The following is a 20079-nucleotide window of genomic DNA, read 5'->3' on the forward strand; positions in this document are numbered from 1 at the left end:
CTCACATACTTATATTCCTTCATAGATTTAATTTCTTAAAATCATTTCAAAACGCTCTATTTTTGCTAGAATATCTAATAACACATTAGAAATAATATTGACTATGAGTACTTTTTCTAGCAAGACTTGGATATCAAATTATCCAGAGTATGCACCAGCAAATATCCAAGAAAATCAATTTACAATCCTTGATATGTATGAAAAGTCGATTATGCAATTTCCATATAGAGACGCAGTTTCATGTCATGATGTAAATTTATCATTCTCCAAGCTCGATGACTTAGCTACCAGAGTAGCAAGTTTCTTACAAAATGACTTAAAGATTGAAAAAGGAGATAGAGTAGCTATTGTACTACCTAATTGCTTGCAATTTACAGTTTGTTTATTCGCTTGTATCAAAATTGGTGCTGTTTTTGTAAATACTAATCCACTTTACAAAGCTGATGAGCTCGAATCAATTTTTAATAATTGTGATATTAAAGCAGCTATTGTCATGGATATGTTTGCTCACCACATTCAAAAAGCTAAGCTAAATATTAACTCATTAGAAAATATAATTGTTACAAATATTGCTGATTTATACCCATTCCCTAAAAAACAAATTATTGGCTTCGTATCGAAAAACTTAATAAAAGATAAACCAAAGTATAACAAAAAAATCTTTATCCCATTTACTAAAGCTATTAAGGCTAATAAAAAACTATATAAAAAACCAGATATAGATAAAGAAGATATACTATGCTTACAATACTCAAGTGGCACTACTGGCAAGCCTAAGGGAGCAATATTAACTCACAATAATCTTGCCTCCAATATTCAACAAGTATGGGCTTGGGTAAAACATGATATGGACATGTCCGATCAAGTTATAATAACAGCTTTACCTCTCTATCATATATTCTCTTTGAGTGCGAATTTATTGTGTTTTTTCTTTGCTGGAGCTAAGAATGTTTTGATTCCTAATGCTAGAGACATAAAAGATTTGATTAAAACCATGTCAAAAAATGAGTTTACTATTTTTAATGGCCTAAATACTCTTTATATGGCCATGCTAGAACATCCTGACTTTGCAAAAATAAATAAGACAAGATATCAGTATTCACTAAGTGGAGGCATGCCTATTTCTCGTAAGATATACTTGCACTGGCTAGATAAAACTGGTGTAGAACTCAAAGAGGGATATGGAATGACAGAAATGTCTCCAGCTATAGCCCTAAATAAGTTTAATGAATCAGAAGATGATTACTTTGGCACATGCGGCTATCCTATCCCAGGCACAGAACTTAGCATCAGAGATATTGAGACAAATCAAGAAATAGATGAATGCTACAAAGAAGGAGAAATCTGGCTTAAAGGACCTCAAAAATGTCATGGTTTCTGGAATGATAAACAGAATAATGAACTATATTTTACAACTGATGGTTGGTTAAAAACGGGTGATATTGGCTATATAGATAAAAAAGGTCGCCTAACCATATCAGATAGAATAAAAAACATGATTATTGTATCTGGATTTAATGTTTATCCTCGTGAAATTGAAATATGCATTCTAAAACTAGATTACATAAAAGAAGTTGCCGTAACAGGTGTTAACTCTAAAGTTTCTGGAGAAAGAGCAATCGCTTTCATATCTTTAGAAAAAGGTTCTAAGGCAACGGAAGATGATATTATAAAGCACTGTAAGGAAAAATTAGCTAGCTATAAAATCCCTAAATCATGTATTTTTGTCGAGACTTTACCAAAAAACAACACAGGTAAAATAGATATCAAAAAACTAAAAAAAGACTTTTTATAAAAGATATTATTAATTTTCTTTAGAAAAGTATTGCTTTGGTGTTTTTCCAAAAGCCTTACGGAACATGGCTATAAAATTACTAGGTGATGCATAACCAAGTGAATCTGCAACTTCAGTAACTGATATATCTCTAGCTAACATATCTAATCCACGTGCTAGCTGAGCTTGTTGACGCCAACGTGAAAAACTAAGACCTGTTTCAGATAAAAAGACTCTTCTTAACGTTCTAGCTGACATTGCACCAAATGAAGCCCACTGCTCTAAACTTGTTGCTATTGATGGATTATCAATAATTGCATTAGCAACTTTTAAAGCCCTTTCAGTCTTTGGCATCGGTAGGTGAAGAGCCTCTTCCGGCGCAGAGCTAATTTCACTGCAAATAATCTTTGTAATATATTCTTGATCTACTTTTAACTTTTGTTTTTTATCCCATTCTGTAGCTCTAAGTGCAAGTGCTCTAAGTACTTCACTCATTGGAATAACCCTAGAGCTTTTCGGCATTTCCTCACACACACTAGGTAGTATAAAAATAACCCAGCCAGTTACTAATCCACTTATACGAATTTTATGAGATGTACTAGGTGGAATCCAACCTGCCCTATTAGATGGGAGCACCCATGACCCATCAGGCGTACTTACGTGTACTAGTCCAGATTCAATACAAAATATTTTACCTCGAGAATGTTCATGCCAGTCAGTTTCTTGATTACTTATTCTATTTTCACTATCAGAAGTATTACCACCCTTTATAGCAATTATTGACGGCCCATCAAGCCATTGACTATAATTTGATATTTCTTCATCAATAATATTTTGGCCAATTTTCAATATTTATTGTCCATACAATGCTATAATACATTACTAAAATTGTGCAATAATTCTACAATAAAATAAACTGTAAAATTAAATTCCTTAGTAATATAGCTAAAAGCTATAGTATATTAACAAGATTCTAACTATAAAATAATAGGTTATGCAGACTGATAATACAGCAAACACTGGCTTCTGGAGTCAGAAAAGAACAATAGTTGCACTAGCAATAAGCTTGTTAGCATTAGCTGAAATTGTTGACTTAACAATTGTAGCTGTTGCCATACCTCAAATCATGGGAGCAATTGGTGCAAACGTTGAAACTATTGCTGATGTTACTACAGTATATATTGTTACTGCAGCAATCTTTATATTATTATCAGGGTTAATTATAGAGAAATATGGCATAAAGCGTGTAGCTTTAGTTTCATCTGTAATTTTCGGAATTTCATCAATCATGTGTGGGCTATCAACATCTCTAGCTGAAATGATTGTATTTAGAGCTTTTCAGGGTATGGGAGGAGCATTTCTACCATCAGTAGCACAGACATATATCTCTACAAACTTCAGAAATGAAGAATACAACAAAATGATGACTGTATACAGTATGGTTATCGTTATGGGACCTATCATAGGGCCTGTTCTTGGTGGAGCTATTTGTGAAAATATGTCTTGGGAATGGATCTTCTATGTAAACGTTCCTTTATGTGTTGTAGCTTTTATAATTATTTTCTTTATGATGGAAGCCACAAAAATCAAAAAAATCAAAATTGACTACATTAGCTTTGGATTTATGGCTATTGGTGTCGGATGCCTAGAACTTTTCATAGATAATGGAAATACCAATGGTTGGTTCTCTTCTATAGAGATGATTATACTTTTAAGCATATCGATTGTTTCATTAGGATTTTTTATCTGGAGAGGTTTAATATACTCTTCTGTTGTAAAATTCAGAATATTTAAGAATTTCAATTTCATTTTAGCATGCTTTTTATGCTTTATGTTTGTACTATTATTTTCTGCTGCTATGGCGTACTTACCAACAATGCTACAACAAGTATATGGCTACCCAGTTGATTTAGCTGGTTACATAACAGCTCCTAGAGGAGTTGCCGCAATTTTTGGTGCTGTAATCACACAAAATTTTTTAGTGAAAAAACTGGGAGTTAGGACAACGATAAGCTTAGGAATGCTTACATTCGGAGCCTCTTGTCTAATGCAAGCAAGTTTCTCACCCACAGCTAGTGAATTTGATATAGTCTTAACTACTGCTATTCAAGGACTAGGCATGATGATGTTTTTCGTTCCATTCATGAGTGTGCTTGTCGTTGGAGTAGCTGATGAAGATATGGGCGATATGTCAGGATCATTCAACTTTTTCAGGAACTTTGGTAGTTCGGTAGGTACTGCTTTTGTAGCAACTTTCATATCAAGAAACCAACAAACCACATATCAAGAACTATCACAGAATATTTCATATATGAACGATAGTTTTCAAAATTGGACTAGCACATTACCAATAGCCAATAATACCGAAGCGATGGCCATGGCAAAGCAACAAGTGTTACATCAAAGTAGCTTATTGAGTTATGTCAATTCTTTTTATGTTGTAGGTATTCTTAGCTTATTACTAGCTATTGTACCATTTTTGCTAAAAGAACCTCCTAAAGACGCTGCTGTTCCAGCAATGCATTAATTTTATTATAGGAATAATTTAAAATGTCAGAAGAAAAGAAACTTGATAATCAAACATCAAAAGAAGAGCAAAACCCTAATACTAAAAAAGAGTCTAAATTTTCAACTAAGAAAATAGCTATTGGATTAAGTATAATCACAGCAACAGCTTTTGGTATCTATGGATATTATAAATATAATAAAGTTTTTCCAAATACTGATAATGCTTATGTAAAAGCTGATGTTATTAATATTTCTCCAAAGGTTGGAGGATATATTGAAAAGGTGTATGTACAAAATAATCAGTATGTACATAAAGGCGACAAGCTAGTGCAAATAGATCCAAAAGATTATCAACTACAAGTCGCTAATGCTAATACAAAAATCATACAAGCCAAAGGCCAGTTAGCCGTAGCTCAAGAGCAAGTTAGTGTTGCAAAATCAAACCTTACTAAAGCCCAATCATCTCTGGATACAGCTACAAGTATGGCTGATAGATATATAAAACTCTATAAAGAAGATGCCGGTTCTTTACAAGATGCTCAAAAATACATAAACCAGAAAATACAAGCCGAAAAAGCTAAAGATGAAGCATACTCATCTCTTAAACAAGCTCTTGTACAAGTAGAAATAGCTAAAGCTCAAGTTAGTGCTGCAAAAGTTGGTTATGATAACGCAAACTTAAATCTCAGCTACACAACTCTTTTCGCTCCAGATGATGGTTATGTTTCTAACCTAAAAATATACAAAGGACAGCTAGTTTCAACAGGGCAACCTTTATTTGGTTTTATCGATAACAGAACATGGTGGATAGATGCTAACTTTAAAGAGACTGATCTTGATAGAATCAAACCTGGTCAGCCAGTAAAAATTGAACTAGATATGTATAGTCATACATACACTGGTAAAGTAAATAGTATAAGTTATGCCACAGGTTCGGTATTTTCACTACTGCCTCCTGAAAATGCCACTGGCAACTGGGTTAAAGTTACACAACGCTTTCCTGTCAAAATAGTGCTTAAAAATGATCCTAAATATCCATTAAGGGTTGGTGCAAGTGCAACAGTAAAAGTAGATACTTTGTAGGTGGCTATACTATGATAAAAAATAAATTTATTTCATTTACATTAATTACAGCAACATTATTAACCTCTAGCTGTAGTTTTTTTAATCCCAAATATGAAAGACCTGAGGTTAAATCTCCTGCTCTTTGGAATAGCCAAGATAAAAACATTGAAGTAACAAAAAACTGGAATCTTACAAAAATTGCATGGTGGAGAGAATTTCACGACCCTGTATTAAATAATCTTATAACTACAGCATTAAAAGATAACAACAAGTTACAAGTTTCTATAGGAAATATTCTCCAAGCTAACGCTGAAATAAATAAGGCTAATTATGGTTGGTTACCCACGGCAAGTGTTGGTGGTGGCGGATTTGTAGCTCAAGCCTTTGATATCAACTCAAACTCAAGTATCCCTCAACTCAACAATGTTGGCACTCAAACTGCTGGTGGTTCTTTAGTAGGTATCATCCCCAGCTATACAATAAATATTGCTAGACAGTTTAAGCTAGGAGAAATCTCTAGATTAAGCAAGAAAATGCAGGTCAACCTTAAAAATACTACAAGACTATCAATTATAAGTCAGGTCAGTGCTGCTTATTTCTCACTAATCACTGCTCAAGAGCAACTAAAATTACAAACTAGAATGGTAAATCAATTAGAGCTACTCTTTCACTATGCCCAAAACCAGCACAAACTTGGAGCTACTTCCCCAATGCTTGAAGAAATAATAAGACAACAACTTGAGGCTCAAAAAGGGAAAGTAGCTATGATCGAAAATGATATAGTCCATTTCCAAAACACTCTCAAAATTTTGATGGGTAGAAATCCGGGTAAAATTGTGACTTCAAGAACCCTTGATGACATAAATGCAAATGTAAAAGTTCCTGTTAATATGCCTTCTCAAGTACTAGAAAATAGACCTGATGTGGGTATTGCAGAATACAAACTTGAAACAGCTAATGCTAATATTGGTTTAGCCAGATCTCAATTTTTCCCAAGCATTGATTTAACAGGTACTTTCGGAAACGCCACTTTAGCACTTGGTGAGCTAGCTACAATGAATGCATGGGCATGGGCTGCTGAAGCTGTAGCTGCTGTACCAATATTTAACTTGAGCATCCTAGCTGACAGTGACAAAGCAAAAGCTCAGTTCTATCAAGCGTACTATGATTATATAAATACTCTACAGAAGGCATTCCAAGATGTTGACGACACCCTGTCTGAAAGATCTGCAAATGAAAAAAATTATAAAAAACAAACAATCTCTCTAAAATCAACTGAAACGCAAGAGAATATATTTGCTAAAAAATATAGTTCAGGTGCTATTAGTAAAGCTCAATATACAGGTATCACGCTCAATGTTCTATATCAGCAAATGCAAGTAAATCAAGCTAAACTAAAATCTTTAATAAGCATCGTTAACCTATATCAAGCTCTAGGTGCTGGCTATAATGTAGACAACTATAAAGATCCTCATTATAACAACCCTGCTTTTGATAAATAACTCCTTCTAAATAGGTATATATATTAATTTCGTAATATTTTTTGTTATGATAGAATCCCTGCAAATTTAAAAAAAACATCTAATAAAGGCTATATAATCATGAAAATAGTAAAAAACTTTATTGTAGAACAGTATTCTAATAATTTAATAAAATGGTTAAAAGAGACTTGTATAAAATATCCTGCTGAAGGTTTTGTGGTTGGTGTTAGTGGTGGTATAGATTCGGCAGTAGCCGCATCTTTAGCAGTCAAAACAGGATTACCTACAACTGCTCTAATATTACCATCGAAGAACAATCAAGACCAAGATATGCAAGATGGAATAGAACTAATCAAAAATCTTAATATAGAGTATCATACTGTTTCAATACAACCTGCTTATGACACGTTTATAGAGTCAACATTTAACTTTACAAACTCACAAAATGATCGCCAACATGTTATCAAAGGAAATGCTCAAGCCCGTCTTAGAATGATGTATTTATATGCTTATGCTCAGCAAAATAATAGAATTGTTATAGGTACAGATAACGCATGTGAGTGGTATATGGGGTATTTCACTAAATTTGGTGATGGTGCAGCAGATATATTACCACTTATTAATCTCAAAAAATCTCAAGTTTTTGAACTAGGTAAATACTTAAAAGTGCCAAAAAACATTATCCAAAAAGATCCTTCTGCCGGTCTATGGCAAGGTCAAACTGATGAGGATGAAATGGGTGTCACATACAAAGAAATTGATGACTTCTTAGACGGTAAAGAAGTATCAGAAAAAGCTCTCGAAAGAATAAGCTTCTGGCATAATCGTAGTCACCATAAAAGATCCATGGCTTTTACCCCTAATTTTTAATAAAGCTTATCTAAAATTATATTTGACTAAAATCAAAAAACTAATATATCATAATTAAAAATAATCATCTAAAAATCATTATGAAAAAACTATTTACAATATCTCCTCTTCTACTGTTACTCATTGCGTGTGCTCACCTGGACAACAACTACAAAATGACCAAGCTTTATGTTGATAAGAAAACTCCAAATATCCAAGATATAAGCTTTAATAAATTAGGTACCCTTCCAACAAATATAGAACACCAAAGCTATTACAACGTCATAGTTTCTGGCTCTGCAATAGCTAACTGTAATGTTTTTGATTATGGTAGTAAAAAAATCGATGAACCAGGAAAAAGTCAAATATTTATAGGTGATGCTCGAGACTGGGATATTGTTAGGATTGATTGTCGTAAAAATAATGGTAAAGGCAAAGCTGGTGAAATATATGATCTAAAAATAAAACTTCTTTCAAATGATACAACTTACTATGCTTCAACAAAAATCAGACATGGATAAGTCCTAAAAGAAGCCTAGAGAAATAAATTAATAGAATAACTAATGTTAATAAAAATTTGAAGAAACTAGTTCTAATAAAAACTACTTACTATTCAAAAAATTTCTTGGCATAATCTTTGACGTTATCAAACCAAGTTTTGCTTTTTGGAGAATGTTTATTTTGGTAATCTTCACCTAGACTATTAGCAAATTTTTCTAATAGCTCTTTTTGTTCTGCATTTAGATGAATAGGCGTCTCAACAACTACTTTACAAAGAAGATCACCTCTTCTTTGGCCTCTTAGAGACTTCATTCCTTTTTCTCTTAAACGAAAAACTTTACCTGTTTGTGTTTCGGGTATAACCTTAAGAACCACCTCGCCATCAAGAGTTGGTACTTTGATCTCACCACCAAGGCAAGCTTTTGTGAAACTAATTGGCATTTCACAATATAGATTCATATCTCTTCTTTCAAAGATTTTATGCTCTTTAACTAATATCTGTACGTACAAGTCACCACTCATAGAGCCATCAGATCCAGAATCACCCTCGCCTTGCAGCCTGATTCTATCACCGTTATCAACACCCTCAGGTATCTTCACTCTTATAGTTTTTTGCTTTTTAACTTTACCACTACCATAGCAGTCATCACAAGGATCAGCGATACTATTACCACTACCATTACAAACAGGGCAAGTTTGCTCAAAAGCAAAAAACCCTTGCTGTCTACGAATAGTTCCCTGTCCGTGACAAGCATGACATGTTGTTTTAGTTTTAGATTTAGAACCTGTACCTTCACAACTATCGCAAGATTCCATTCTTGGTACACTTATCTCTTTTTCAATACCAAAAAAAGCCTCTTCCAAACTAATCTCAATAGTATACTCTAAGTCACTACCTCTAGAGGCTCTAGATCTACCTGAACCACGTGATGTACCACCACCAAAGAATGTATCAAAAATATCTTCAAAGCCACCAAAGCCGCCAGCTCCTCCAGCACCACCTTGCTGATTAACTCCAGCATGACCAAATTGATCATATCTAGATCTCTTACTATCATCGCTTAAAATTTCATAAGCTTCTGATACTTCTTTGAATTTTATTTCTGCTTCTTTATTATCGGGATTACGATCTGGATGATATTTCATTGCGAGCTTTCTATAAGCTCTCTTGATTTCAACACCCGAAGCTGTCTTAGATACATTTAAAATTTCATAATAGCATTTCTGTTGCATTTTACCTAACCTAAAAATTTTGGACAGAGTATTATAACAAAAAGAAAAGTGTGGATAAACCACACTTTGTTGACTTGTTTAGATTTTATTTATTTTTTGTCTTCTTCAACATCTTCAAAATCAGCATCTACCACATCATCATCTTTCTTTGGCTCTTCGGCTTGAGCATCACCTTGAGCACCTGCAGCTTGAGCTTGTTCAGCATATGCTTTTTGAGCAATTGGAGAGAATACTTCCTCTAGAGCTTTTGTCTTAGCTTCAATAGCTTCTCTATCATCACCTTTAATTACAGACTCAAGATCCTTACAAGCTTCTTCAACTTTTTCTTTTTCTTCTACAGTTACTTTTTCACCTAACTCAGCAATAGCCTTTCTAGAGCTATGGATTAGATTATCAGCTGTGTTTCTCGCAGATACTAATTCATGGAACTTTTTATCTGATTCAGCATTAGCTTCTGCATCTTGTACCATTTTTTCGATTTCTTCTTCAGATATACCACCACAAGATTTAATCACAATATTTTGCTCTTTACCTGTAGCTTTATCTTTTGCAGATACATTCATTATACCATTTGCATCCACATCAAATGTTACCTCAATTTGTGGCATACCACGTGGTGCTGGTGGAATATCTGCCAAGTCAAACCTACCTAAAGACTTGTTCGCAGAGGCCATTTCACGCTCACCTTGAAGAACATGTATAGTTACTGCCGGCTGATTGTCTTCAGCTGTAGAGAATACTTGTGACTTCTTAGTAGGAATCGTTGTATTTCTCTCAATAAGCTTAGTCATCACACCACCCATAGTCTCAATACCTACAGACAAAGGAGTTACATCAAGTAATAGTACATCTTTAACATCACCAGAAAGTACACCACCTTGGATAGCTGCACCAACTGCTACAGCTTCATCAGGGTTTACATCTTTACGTGGCTCTTTGCCAAAGAACTCTTTTACTTTTTCTTGTACTAGAGGCATACGAGTTTGTCCACCCACTAATAGTACTTCTGTAATATCAGATTTGCTTAAACCAGCATCTTCAAGAGCTTTTTTACAAGGCTCTAAAGATCTAACTACTAAGTCAGAAACTAAAGACTCAAACTTAGCTCTAGTCACTTTAATATTTAAGTGCTTAGGTCCAGTAGCATCTGCTGTAATATATGGTAGGTTAACATCAGTTTGCTGAGCTGAAGATAATTCCACCTTAGCTTTTTCAGCTGCTTCCCTTACTCTTTGTAAAGCAAGCTTATCATTATGAAGATCTATACCTTGCTCTTTTTTGAACTCATCAATTAGGTAGTTCATTAAGGCAACGTCAAAGTCTTCACCTCCTAAGAAAGTATCACCATTTGTTGATAATACTTCGATTTGGTTATCACCGTCGACATCAGCAATCTCAATAATTGAAATATCGAATGTACCACCACCTAGGTCATATACCGCTACAGTTTGCTCGCCTTTCTTAGAGTCTACACCATATGCTAGCGCAGCAGCTGTAGGCTCGTTAATGATTCTTTTTACTTCAAGACCTGCTATTTTACCAGCATCTTTTGTCGCTTGTCTTTGACTATCATTGAAATATGCTGGCACTGTAATTACAGCTTCTGTAACTGACTCACCCAGATAGTCTTCTGCAGTTTTTTTCATTTTTCTTAGAACTTCTGCAGAAACTTGTGGTGGAGCCATTTTTTTGCCTTCTTTAGTAGCAACCCAAGCATCTCCATTATCAGCTTTAACTACCGCGTAAGGTACTTTCTTCTTAATATCATCCTGAACGACTTTGTCGTCATACTTACGACCAATTAGTCTCTTGATTGCAAAGAATGTATTATCAGGATTTGTTACAGCCTGTCTTTTAGCTGCCTGACCTACCAAAATTTCTCCTCCATCTGTGTATGCAACAACAGATGGTGTAGTTCTATGGCCTTCAGCATTTTCTATAACTTTAGCATTCTTACCATCCATGATAGCAAGACAAGAGTTAGTAGTACCTAAATCTATTCCTATAATTTTTCCCATGAAAATTCTCCTGTATTATTTTAATTTTATTTTTTAAACTTTTTTCAATCTCGACTTATAGATGGGTATATCTATTAGCTTTTCAAGTATTTTTTTTAATTTTTTACTATAACTACTTTAGCAGCTCTAACTACACGACCATTCAACATATAACCTTTTTGAAATACATCAAAAATAATATTATCTTCAAGCTCCGGATTAGGAACCATAGCCATAGCCTCATGAATATTGGGATCAAACTTTTCGCCTTTTGGATCTAGCTCTTCCAGGCCATTTTTCTTAAGGATATCCACAAGCATTTTAGATGTTAGCTCAATCCCCTCTTTCATTGCTATAGCTTCTTCAAGCTTAACCTCATGCTTTAGAGCTTGTTCAATACTATCAATTACAGGCAAAAGTTCCTTAGCAAATTTTTCTATGCCAAATTTACGAGCATTAGATACATCTCTTTCGGCTCTCTTACGAATATTCTCCATCTCTGCTTTAGCTCTCAAAGCTTCATCTTTAAAAGAATCGCAAGTTCCCTCTAATTCCTTAATCGTATCTTTTACTTTGTCTAGTTGCTCTTCAATAGATATTTCTTCAACAGAATTATTAGAAGAATCCTGATTCACTTCTTCTGCGTTATCTAGAACCTTATCTTCTGTATTATTTTTTTCTTCTTTACCCATAAAACAACCTTTTCTTTTGATCTTGTTAATACTACAATTTGTTAGATGTTTTTATACATAGTGGTTATTTTTATATTTTCAAGAAATTATTGGCATTTTTTATTATGAATATTAAAAAAGTAAAAGAGAGTTTTAAAAAAATAGGTGTTATAACTCTTCTAATTCTCATAAGTAGTTGTACCAATATAACAGCGCAGCGCTATCTATCTAAAAAATACTCTGATAAGGTTGATTATAAAAAAGCAACTTTCAATGACTTAAATAATTGGAACTCTAACAACCATCTTATATCTTTTAATACATTTAAAAAGTCATGTGTAAAAATAATTGATGAAAACAAGTCAGAATATGCAAATTGGATAAACATTTGTAATAGAGTAATAAATGCTAAAATAAAAACAGAAGATGAAGCTAAAGCATTTTTTGAGCAGAACTTCACCCCATACCAAATAGTATATAAAAATAAAGATACTGGAACATTCACCGGATACTACGAACCTACCATAAAGGGTAGTTTAGTAAAAACTCTACAATACACTATACCTATATATAGAACTCCCAATGACTTAATTAAAAAATCTAAAGGTGATGATTCTTTTGCTTTTGGCAGATACAAGGATGGCAAATTTGTTCCTTACTACACGCGCGCAGAAATATCAAATGGTAACCTGCTAACAAAAAAAGATGTTTTGGTATGGGTGAAATCGAAAGTTGATAGAACATTCCTACAAATTCAAGGTTCTGGAAGAATAGAAACAGATAGTGGTGATATCTTAGTTGGTTACGATAGTCAAAATGGACATGAATACAAACCGATTGGAAGGTATCTGCTCGATAATGGCTATATGAGTAGAGATGAGATGTCAATGCAAGCAATTAAAGCGTGGCTAAGAAAGAATAAAAGTAAAATGGATGAAGTTCTAAATTATGATCCCTCTTTTGTATTCTTTAGATATGTAGATCGCAAGAATGCGGTTGGTGCTCAAGATGTTGAATTAACTCCTGGTTATTCTTTAGCCGTTGATGACAGATACTATTTGTATGGAGTTCCTCTTTGGCTAGAAACCGATTACTACGAAGATAACCATCATGACACTAAACCACTTGATAGATTAATGATAGCTCAAGATACGGGAGGAGCAATTCGAGGTCCTATACGAGGTGATGTATTCTGGGGGCATGGCCAACAGGCTGAATTTAACGCTGGACACATGAACAATCAAGGTAAACTATGGATTCTGTTACCAAATGAATAATCTTAAACATTTTGATACTATAATTATTGGTGCTGGTATCTCAGGCATATCTCTTGCACAAAAACTATCTAAAGCAAACATTGAAAGCTGCATATTTGAGTCAGATAGTATCGGAGGTTGTATAGACTCACAAAGATATAAAGACTTTTGGTTTGAGATGGGGGCACATACAATATACAACTCTTATAACGAAACTATAGACTATATTTGTAATAACTCTCTTGAACAAAACATTCAATCAAGGAAAAAAGCTCCGTTCCTATTTGTACAGCCTAATAATAAAATTCAAAGTATTTTTACTAATATAAATCCTTTTACGGCTGCTTTTAGTTTCTTAAAGAATAGAAATATCTCAAAAGAAGATAAAACTGTTAGCGAATATGCAATAAAGCTATTTGGCAAAAAAAATTACAACCGAACATTAAAGTTTTGTTTTGATGCTGTATTATCTCAAAATAGCCAAAACTTCCCAATGGAATACCTATTTAAAAAATATGATAGAGATACTTCTTTACCACGAAGTTTCACATTCAAAAATGGCTTATCTGAATTATTTAATAATCAAAAACAAAAAATTATCAAAGAAAAAGTTATCAAGATTTCAAAACAAGATACATGGATAGTTGAAACAGACAGTGCTAATAGTTATCACTGTGATAACTTATGTATTGCAACACCATGGAATGTAACTGAGTCGTTACTAGAAGATATACTACCAAATATAGCAAAACATCAATACCGACCTGTCATGTCAAACCTAACAAGTATAGGAATTGTTACTAATAAAGAATCATTAAAACATATTAAAAGTATTGCTGGCTTAATTGGTAAAGAACAGTTCTTTTTCTCAGCCGTCTCCCGTGACGTCGTCGATAACCCCAACTACAGAGCTATAGTATTTCATTGTAAAGGTAATTACTCTCAAAAAGAGTTAACATATAAAATCACAAAACTTCTAAATATAACTGACGAAGATATTCTCCATACATATACAAAACAAAACACATTACCCTGCTATCATCGTAATCATAGCACTTTCCTACAGGATTTAGAAAAAGAGCTTTCTCAATTATCTAACTTATATATTACAGGTAATTTTTTTGATAGATTAGCAATTGAAAACTGTATTAGAAGGTCAAACAAAGAAGCCGATAGATTAATCTGCTCTCAAAAAGAATGAGCTAAATCATACTCAGCTCTAGGAGCCACAAACCAATGATAAAAACCCTTGCTGTCAACAATTATCGTTCATTATTAAACCTAGTAATACCATTATCACAACTAAATATTATAACTGGTGCTAATGCAAGCGGTAAGTCAAATCTATACAAAGCTTTGAGACTACTAGCAGAAACAGCTCAAGGGGGTGTAGTAAACTCACTTGCTAAGGAAGGTGGTCTACCCACAACATTTTGGGCAGGTCCTGAAAAAATTTCCAAAGAAATGCTTGAAGGTAAAATTCCAATACAAGGAGGACCCAAACAAAAAGAACCTCGTCTACGCTTAGGGTTTAGTGATGAAACATTTGGCTATGCTATTTCTCTCGGCTACCCAGGCCCGCTAACTGCAACTTCTTTTTCTCTAGATGCCGAAATCAAGCGTGAAACAATTTGGGTTGGTGAAAATTATAAGCATCCAAGCACCCTGGTCGATAGAGATAGTCATATCATAAAGATCCGAGAACAAAGACAATGGCAAGTCATCGAGCAACACTGTCCTAAATATGAAAGTATATTTACTCAAGCTTCGTATATTGATAAAACACCTGAAATTATAACCCTACGAGAGAAAATCAAACAATGGCGTTTTTACGATCACTTTCGCACAGATATTGATGCTCCAGTACGGGCTCCTCAATTAGGCACTCTTACAACAGTACTAAGTCATGATGGCCACGATCTTGCCTCAGCACTGCAGACTATTATTGACATTGGAGACCAACAATCTCTAAATGAAGCTATCGAAGATGCTTTCCCAGGTAGTAATCTAAATATCAGAAAACATGCTGATGGGCAATTCATTACAGAGCTAAGTCAACACGGTCTACTTCGCCCGCTATCCGCTTGTGAACTTTCTGACGGAACACTACGATACTTATTATTAACAGCTGCGCTATTCACTCCAAGACCTCCTGAACTTATGGTTCTAAATGAACCTGAGACGAGCTTACATTCTGACTTGATACCTCCTCTTGCAAGACTAATTGCAAAAGCATCTACTAAAACTCAAATTTGGGTAATCTCACACTCTAAAGAACTCATAAAATATCTAAGACAACTACCAACCCATAGCATAATTGAAATAGAGAAAGAACTTGGACAAACTAAAATTATTGGACAAAATCTCCTGAATACTCCAAATTGGAGGTGGCCAGATACAAAATAAGCTATATATAATTTTTCTGTATCAATTTTATTTGCTTATCTCACATAGACAGTGTACCATATAGACCGCTTAAATTTTTAAAGTGTGGTGAACTGTATCTGTTCACAAAATTAAGAATTTTTTGCAAAAACTGAGTAATTGACAACAATAAAATAAAGGAAAAAAGATGAAAACGTTTACTGCAAAACCATCAGACATCAAAAGACAGTGGCTTTTGATTGATGCTACAGATAAAACTTTAGGTCGTCTAGCTACAGAAGTAGCAATGATCCTAAGAGGTAAAAATAAACCAGAATATACTCCTCACATGGACACTGGTGATTATGTTATTATCATCAATGCTGAAAAAGTAGCTGTAACTGGTAACAAAAGAAAAGGCAAAATTTACCACCACCATACTGGATATATTGGCGGTATCAAATCAATCTCTTTTGAGAAGCTAATTGCAACTCATCCAGAAAGAGCTATTGAAAAAGCTGTTAAAGGCATGCTTCCTAGAACTCCTCTTGGACGTGCTATGTACAAAAAGTTAAAAGTTTATGCTGGTGAAAATCACCCACATACAGCTCAACAACCTCAAGCTCACAATATTTAATAAAGGATGGTAAAAATGTCAGAATATAATTATGGTACAGGTCGTCGCAAAAGCTCTGTAGCTCGTGTATTTATGAAAAAAGGTACTGGTCAATTCATCGTAAACGGACTTCCATTAGAACAGTACTTATGTCGTGAAACAGATTGCATGGTTGTAAAACAACCTTTAGAGTTAACTAACAACACTGATAGCTTTGATTTTAAAGTAACTGTAAAAGGTGGTGGGACTACAGGTCAAGCTGGTGCTATTCGCTTAGGTGTTACTAGAGCTCTTATCGAATTTGATGAAGATTTAAAACCAGCTCTTCGTGAAGCAGGCTTTGTGACTCGTGATCCACGTAAAGTTGAGCGTAAGAAATTTGGTCTTAGAAAAGCTCGTAGAAGAAGACAGTTCTCTAAGCGTTAATATACGTCATACTACCTTTCTATTATTCTTTTTATTTTTTATCACTAGGAGGATAAAATCTTGTTATTATATACAAAAAAGGATGATATCTATAGCGACATAGTTCGTATGATTCTTCTTATCAAAGGAGCTAATGCAAAGATTATAGATGTTTCTGAAGAAGAAAACTCCAAACACTTAGAAGAATTAAATATCATAACGCCTAATGGTAACATCCCTACTCTTAGTACAGATGAATTTGCTGTATATAGGCTTAGTGTTATTATAGAGGCTATAGAAGATTTGTACCCTTTTCCTCCGATGTTTCCAGTTTTTCCAAAGCAAAGAGCTAATGCAAGAATATTATTAGAATATGTTAATAAAACATTTCTACAAAATATTATTAAATTACAGAGCTCTGATTTGACAGACGAAGAAGCATCTGAGATAAAAGTAAAAATGCAAAAAGATATTATTAGTACTTATAAAACAGTTGTTAGCGAAAGAGAGACAAATGCAGAAAGTAATCCTGATGCGCAAAACATTAACGTTTTGACTCTCATCATAACCTTCGTTTTTTATTACTTTATTAAGCTTAAGATTTCTATACCTACAAAAGATAAAAATATTATTAAAGAAATCAAAGAGCTACTTAGTGAGCCTAATTTCATTAAAACAATTAAAGCACAAGGAGCTTGATATGGCTATGCTTAGAGCTTATGTGGCTAAAGCTACATACAACTGGCTAGTTGATCACGGATTTACACCATATGTCTTAGTTGATACTGAATATGAAGGTGTAATCGTACCTAACAACTATATTGATGAAGATAATAAGATCTTACTAGACCTATCTCCTCAAGCAATACAAGGCTTAGAAATTGACGATAATCATATTAGCTTTGATGCTACTTTTGATGGTGAACCAATTTCGATAAATATTCCTATGGAAGCTGTTTTAGAAGTTTTTTCTAAAGAAACAGAACAAGGAATGTATGCTCGAGAATTTGGTTATGGAATCAATATTAATGAAGGTGAAGATGATGAAACAGTTAATCCTAAAAAATTAGGAGAAACAAACTCAGATAATGTTCTTTCACTAGATTAATTCTCTAGGAATTTTTCCTATCTTATCAGAAATTTCATGTAGTCAATTTATCTGAAACAATATAGCCATCTTTAATTATTAATTTTATGCTTTCATTAGGATTTACCAATAAGTCTATATCCTCTAAAGGGTTTCCTTCAAATACAATGATGTCAGCAAATGCACCTGATTTTATTATGCCTAGTTTATCTACCATATTTAATAACTCTGCATTTTTATAGGTAGCTGAGTATAGAGTTTGGAATGGTGTTTCAACTTGAGATCTAATCTTAAATTCAGTATTTTGATACCTCATTATACCTCCCAATAGATCTGTCCCAAAACCAACATTAATACTATAATCATGCGCAATTTTAATAGCCTCAAGACTATTTGATCGAACTCCACCTAACTTCTCTAAGACATGATCTGGGGTATTAAACTCTTTACCATGAAGATAAAATGCTTCATAAATTGCTAACGTAGGTACAATGAAAGCATTATTTGCAGCAATTATTTTTGCTGCCTTTTCATCAAGGAGATTCGCATGCTCTAAAGATCTTACCCCTAATTTAACGCAGCGTATTAAAGCTTCTGGAGTATAAGCATGTGCCATGACATAAGTTCCATTACGTTTAGCTTCATCAACAATTGCTATTATTTCATCATCAGAGAATTGTAAGTTAGTAATTTTATCTGCTGGTGATGCAATACCTCCAGCTGCCATAATTTTAATCTGAGTAGCACCTTCTCTTAGCTGCTCTCTTGTAGCTTTTAGTACCTCTGGCACACCATCACATATTGTAGAAACATTTGAACCACTGACTTGACAAGAACAAATTTTTGATTCAGTAGTTCCTCTAAAATCTCCATGACCTCCAGTAGCACTGAGGGCCTTACCACTATAAAACAATCTTGGTGTTGTTGCTTTTCTTTTTTCAAAAGCCCGAGCTATTCCATAACCAGCTCCGCCAGCATCTCGTAATGTCGTAAATCCTCTCAGCAATGACTCTTCTGCTGCTTGTAGTGACTCTATAGCCATGAAATCATTTGATATATTATCATTTGCTAGATCCACTGATGCTGCTGAAGATAAATGCACATGAGCATCTATAAGCCCAGGCATCAAAAACCTATCTTTTAAATCTATAATTACCTCAGCACTAAAATTAGAAATTTCATTATCAGTCAATGATAAAATCTTATTATCTTCTACATAAACATAATTATAGTGATTAATTTGATTGTCTTTACCATTAAAAACATTTGCATTTTTTAATATAATCTTAGCCATTTTATATTACCTTTTTTTGATTATTTAGATTCTTTTTCGGTTTTATCAACATTTGTTAAACTTTCTAGATTAATAATCATCTCATCTAGTTGCTTAGTAAAGATATTTAAATCTTTATTATCGATATGTCCCAAAGACTTTTGCCAATTTATGTTTATAAAATCTTGAGTCTTAACTGAAAACTCTTTTCCTAGTTCTGTTAATTCAAAACGCACAACTCTTTTATCTTTTGTATCAACATATCGCTTCAATAACTTCTTAGATAGCAAGCCATTAATCGCTCTAGTAATACTCTGAGGCTCACATCTCATATAGTTAGAGATATCCGACTTTGAAGGTTTATTAAGTGATAAAGTAGCTAGTAAAACAATAGACTCTGTGTAGGTAAAATTTCTTTGCTCCAAATAGTTCATGAATATTTTATACCATAAGGCATTAATTCTTCTCCATTGTTGACTTAAATTTGTAAATTTATCTTGTAACATAAAAGATATATATTTTTTACTTATAATTATATGAAGCATTGCGTTATATTTCAACTAATGATAATATCTAATCCGTAATTATCTAACTAGTCTTGAAACATGATCACATTAAATCAAAAACAAATCTTACTTGACAAAGCTATCATGCAACAAAAATCACCTTTTTTCATAAAAGATATTGCTGGCAAATATATATATATCAATCATCAAGCAGCCGCACTAGCAGATTTAACTCCAGAAGATTTTATAGGATTCGATGACTCAGAAATTTTTGGGGCTAAAATTGGGGCTATATATCGAAAAAAAGATCAAGATATAATTGCTGGTAAAGACATTAATCCTATTGATATTTTCACTGATAAAAAAGGCGTTACAAGAGCATATTTTATATTAAGACAACCTATCTATGATAAGGATAAAATTATCGGAGTATCTGGAATTAGAGCTGATATAACTAACTTCATAGAAAAAATTGCAGCCATCAAAATTTAAT

At 33.6% G+C, this 20079-nt stretch carries 20 protein-coding genes; 14 read left to right on the plus strand and 6 right to left on the minus strand.

From position 1 onward, the window contains the following. Positions 1–103 precede the first annotated feature (103 nt). A complete protein-coding gene (locus tag F3D59_RS08085) occupies positions 104–1795 on the plus strand; it encodes a long-chain-fatty-acid--CoA ligase (protein ID WP_150464464.1) in 1692 nt (563 codons plus the stop codon). Between the two features lie 9 nt (positions 1796–1804). Here the strand turns inward: F3D59_RS08085 and F3D59_RS08090 are convergent, their stop codons facing one another. After that, positions 1805–2626, minus strand: coding sequence for an AraC family transcriptional regulator (locus tag F3D59_RS08090; RefSeq protein WP_150464465.1), 822 nt, complete (start codon positions 2624–2626; stop codon positions 1805–1807). Positions 2627–2768: 142 nt separating this feature from the next. On the opposite strand from F3D59_RS08090, the gene F3D59_RS08095 reads away from it, so the two are divergent. The 5 genes from F3D59_RS08095 to F3D59_RS08115 all read left to right on the plus strand — a co-directional run bounded on the left by F3D59_RS08095 (position 2769) and on the right by F3D59_RS08115 (position 8198). Continuing rightward, positions 2769–4301, plus strand: coding sequence for an MDR family MFS transporter (locus tag F3D59_RS08095; protein ID WP_150464466.1), 1533 nt, complete (start codon positions 2769–2771; stop codon positions 4299–4301). Positions 4302–4324: 23 nt separating this feature from the next. Further along, positions 4325–5365, plus strand: a complete 1041-nt coding sequence (locus tag F3D59_RS08100) for an HlyD family secretion protein (protein ID WP_013922812.1) — start codon at positions 4325–4327, stop codon at positions 5363–5365. A gap of 11 nt (positions 5366–5376) precedes the next feature. Beyond that, on the plus strand, positions 5377–6849 hold the full coding sequence (locus F3D59_RS08105) for a TolC family protein (RefSeq protein ID WP_150464467.1): 1473 nt from the start codon (positions 5377–5379) through the stop codon (positions 6847–6849). A 99-nt stretch (positions 6850–6948) separates the two neighbouring features. After that, positions 6949–7698 carry an NAD(+) synthase gene (gene nadE / locus F3D59_RS08110; RefSeq protein WP_150464468.1) on the plus strand — a complete coding sequence of 250 codons (750 nt, stop codon included), beginning with the start codon at positions 6949–6951 and terminating at the stop codon, positions 7696–7698. A gap of 80 nt (positions 7699–7778) precedes the next feature. Continuing rightward, entirely contained in the window at positions 7779–8198 is a 420-nt protein-coding gene (locus tag F3D59_RS08115) for a hypothetical protein (RefSeq protein WP_150464469.1), read from the plus strand. Positions 8199–8286: 88 nt separating this feature from the next. On the opposite strand, the gene dnaJ is transcribed toward F3D59_RS08115, so the two are convergent. The 3 genes from dnaJ to grpE form a co-directional block, all read right to left on the minus strand. Next, positions 8287–9411, minus strand: a complete 1125-nt coding sequence (gene dnaJ / locus F3D59_RS08120) for a molecular chaperone DnaJ (RefSeq protein ID WP_150464470.1) — start codon at positions 9409–9411, stop codon at positions 8287–8289. Between the two features lie 89 nt (positions 9412–9500). Next, positions 9501–11429, minus strand: coding sequence for a molecular chaperone DnaK (dnaK, locus tag F3D59_RS08125; protein ID WP_150464471.1), 1929 nt, complete (start codon positions 11427–11429; stop codon positions 9501–9503). A gap of 95 nt (positions 11430–11524) precedes the next feature. Next, on the minus strand, positions 11525–12100 hold the full coding sequence (grpE, locus tag F3D59_RS08130; protein ID WP_150464472.1) for a nucleotide exchange factor GrpE: 576 nt from the start codon (positions 12098–12100) through the stop codon (positions 11525–11527). A 104-nt stretch (positions 12101–12204) separates the two neighbouring features. On the opposite strand from grpE, the gene F3D59_RS08135 reads away from it, so the two are divergent. From F3D59_RS08135 to F3D59_RS08165, 7 genes are all read left to right on the plus strand, one after another. Further along, a complete protein-coding gene (locus F3D59_RS08135; RefSeq protein ID WP_150464473.1) occupies positions 12205–13356 on the plus strand; it encodes a murein transglycosylase A in 1152 nt (383 codons plus the stop codon). Beyond that, positions 13349–14536: an NAD(P)-binding protein gene (locus F3D59_RS08140; RefSeq protein WP_150464474.1), complete on the plus strand. Its 1188-nt coding sequence runs from the start codon at positions 13349–13351 to the stop codon at positions 14534–14536. The genes F3D59_RS08135 and F3D59_RS08140 overlap by 8 nt, the downstream gene beginning before the upstream one ends. A 35-nt stretch (positions 14537–14571) precedes the next feature. Continuing rightward, positions 14572–15741, plus strand: a complete 1170-nt coding sequence (locus F3D59_RS08145; RefSeq protein WP_150464475.1) for an AAA family ATPase — start codon at positions 14572–14574, stop codon at positions 15739–15741. 166 nt (positions 15742–15907) lie between these two features. Continuing rightward, positions 15908–16336 carry a 50S ribosomal protein L13 gene (gene rplM, locus F3D59_RS08150; RefSeq protein ID WP_013922802.1) on the plus strand — a complete coding sequence of 143 codons (429 nt, stop codon included), beginning with the start codon at positions 15908–15910 and terminating at the stop codon, positions 16334–16336. Positions 16337–16351: 15 nt separating this feature from the next. Continuing rightward, positions 16352–16741 (plus strand): 30S ribosomal protein S9, encoded by a 390-nt coding sequence (rpsI, locus tag F3D59_RS08155; RefSeq protein WP_013922801.1) that lies wholly within the window; start codon positions 16352–16354, stop codon positions 16739–16741. Between the two features lie 60 nt (positions 16742–16801). Next, positions 16802–17419: a glutathione S-transferase N-terminal domain-containing protein gene (locus F3D59_RS08160; RefSeq protein ID WP_146421916.1), complete on the plus strand. Its 618-nt coding sequence runs from the start codon at positions 16802–16804 to the stop codon at positions 17417–17419. Position 17420: 1 nt separating this feature from the next. Further along, positions 17421–17828 carry a ClpXP protease specificity-enhancing factor gene (locus tag F3D59_RS08165; RefSeq protein WP_013922799.1) on the plus strand — a complete coding sequence of 136 codons (408 nt, stop codon included), beginning with the start codon at positions 17421–17423 and terminating at the stop codon, positions 17826–17828. Between the two features lie 34 nt (positions 17829–17862). Here the strand turns inward: F3D59_RS08165 and F3D59_RS08170 are convergent, their stop codons facing one another. Further along, positions 17863–19101, minus strand: coding sequence for a metal-dependent hydrolase family protein (locus F3D59_RS08170; protein ID WP_224721177.1), 1239 nt, complete (start codon positions 19099–19101; stop codon positions 17863–17865). A 20-nt stretch (positions 19102–19121) separates the two neighbouring features. Beyond that, the gene (locus F3D59_RS08175) at positions 19122–19586 is read right to left on the minus strand and encodes a MarR family winged helix-turn-helix transcriptional regulator (RefSeq protein WP_224721178.1); all 465 of its coding nucleotides are present in this window, start codon (positions 19584–19586) and stop codon (positions 19122–19124) included. A gap of 99 nt (positions 19587–19685) precedes the next feature. Here F3D59_RS08175 and F3D59_RS08180 point away from each other — a divergent pair, with 99 nt between their 5' ends. After that, the gene (locus tag F3D59_RS08180) at positions 19686–20078 is read left to right on the plus strand and encodes a PAS domain-containing protein (protein WP_150464477.1); all 393 of its coding nucleotides are present in this window, start codon (positions 19686–19688) and stop codon (positions 20076–20078) included. Position 20079: the final 1 nt, after the last annotated feature.

This window comes from Francisella sp. XLW-1, assembly GCF_008711455.1.
Lineage (GTDB): Bacteria > Pseudomonadota > Gammaproteobacteria > Francisellales > Francisellaceae > Francisella > Francisella salimarina.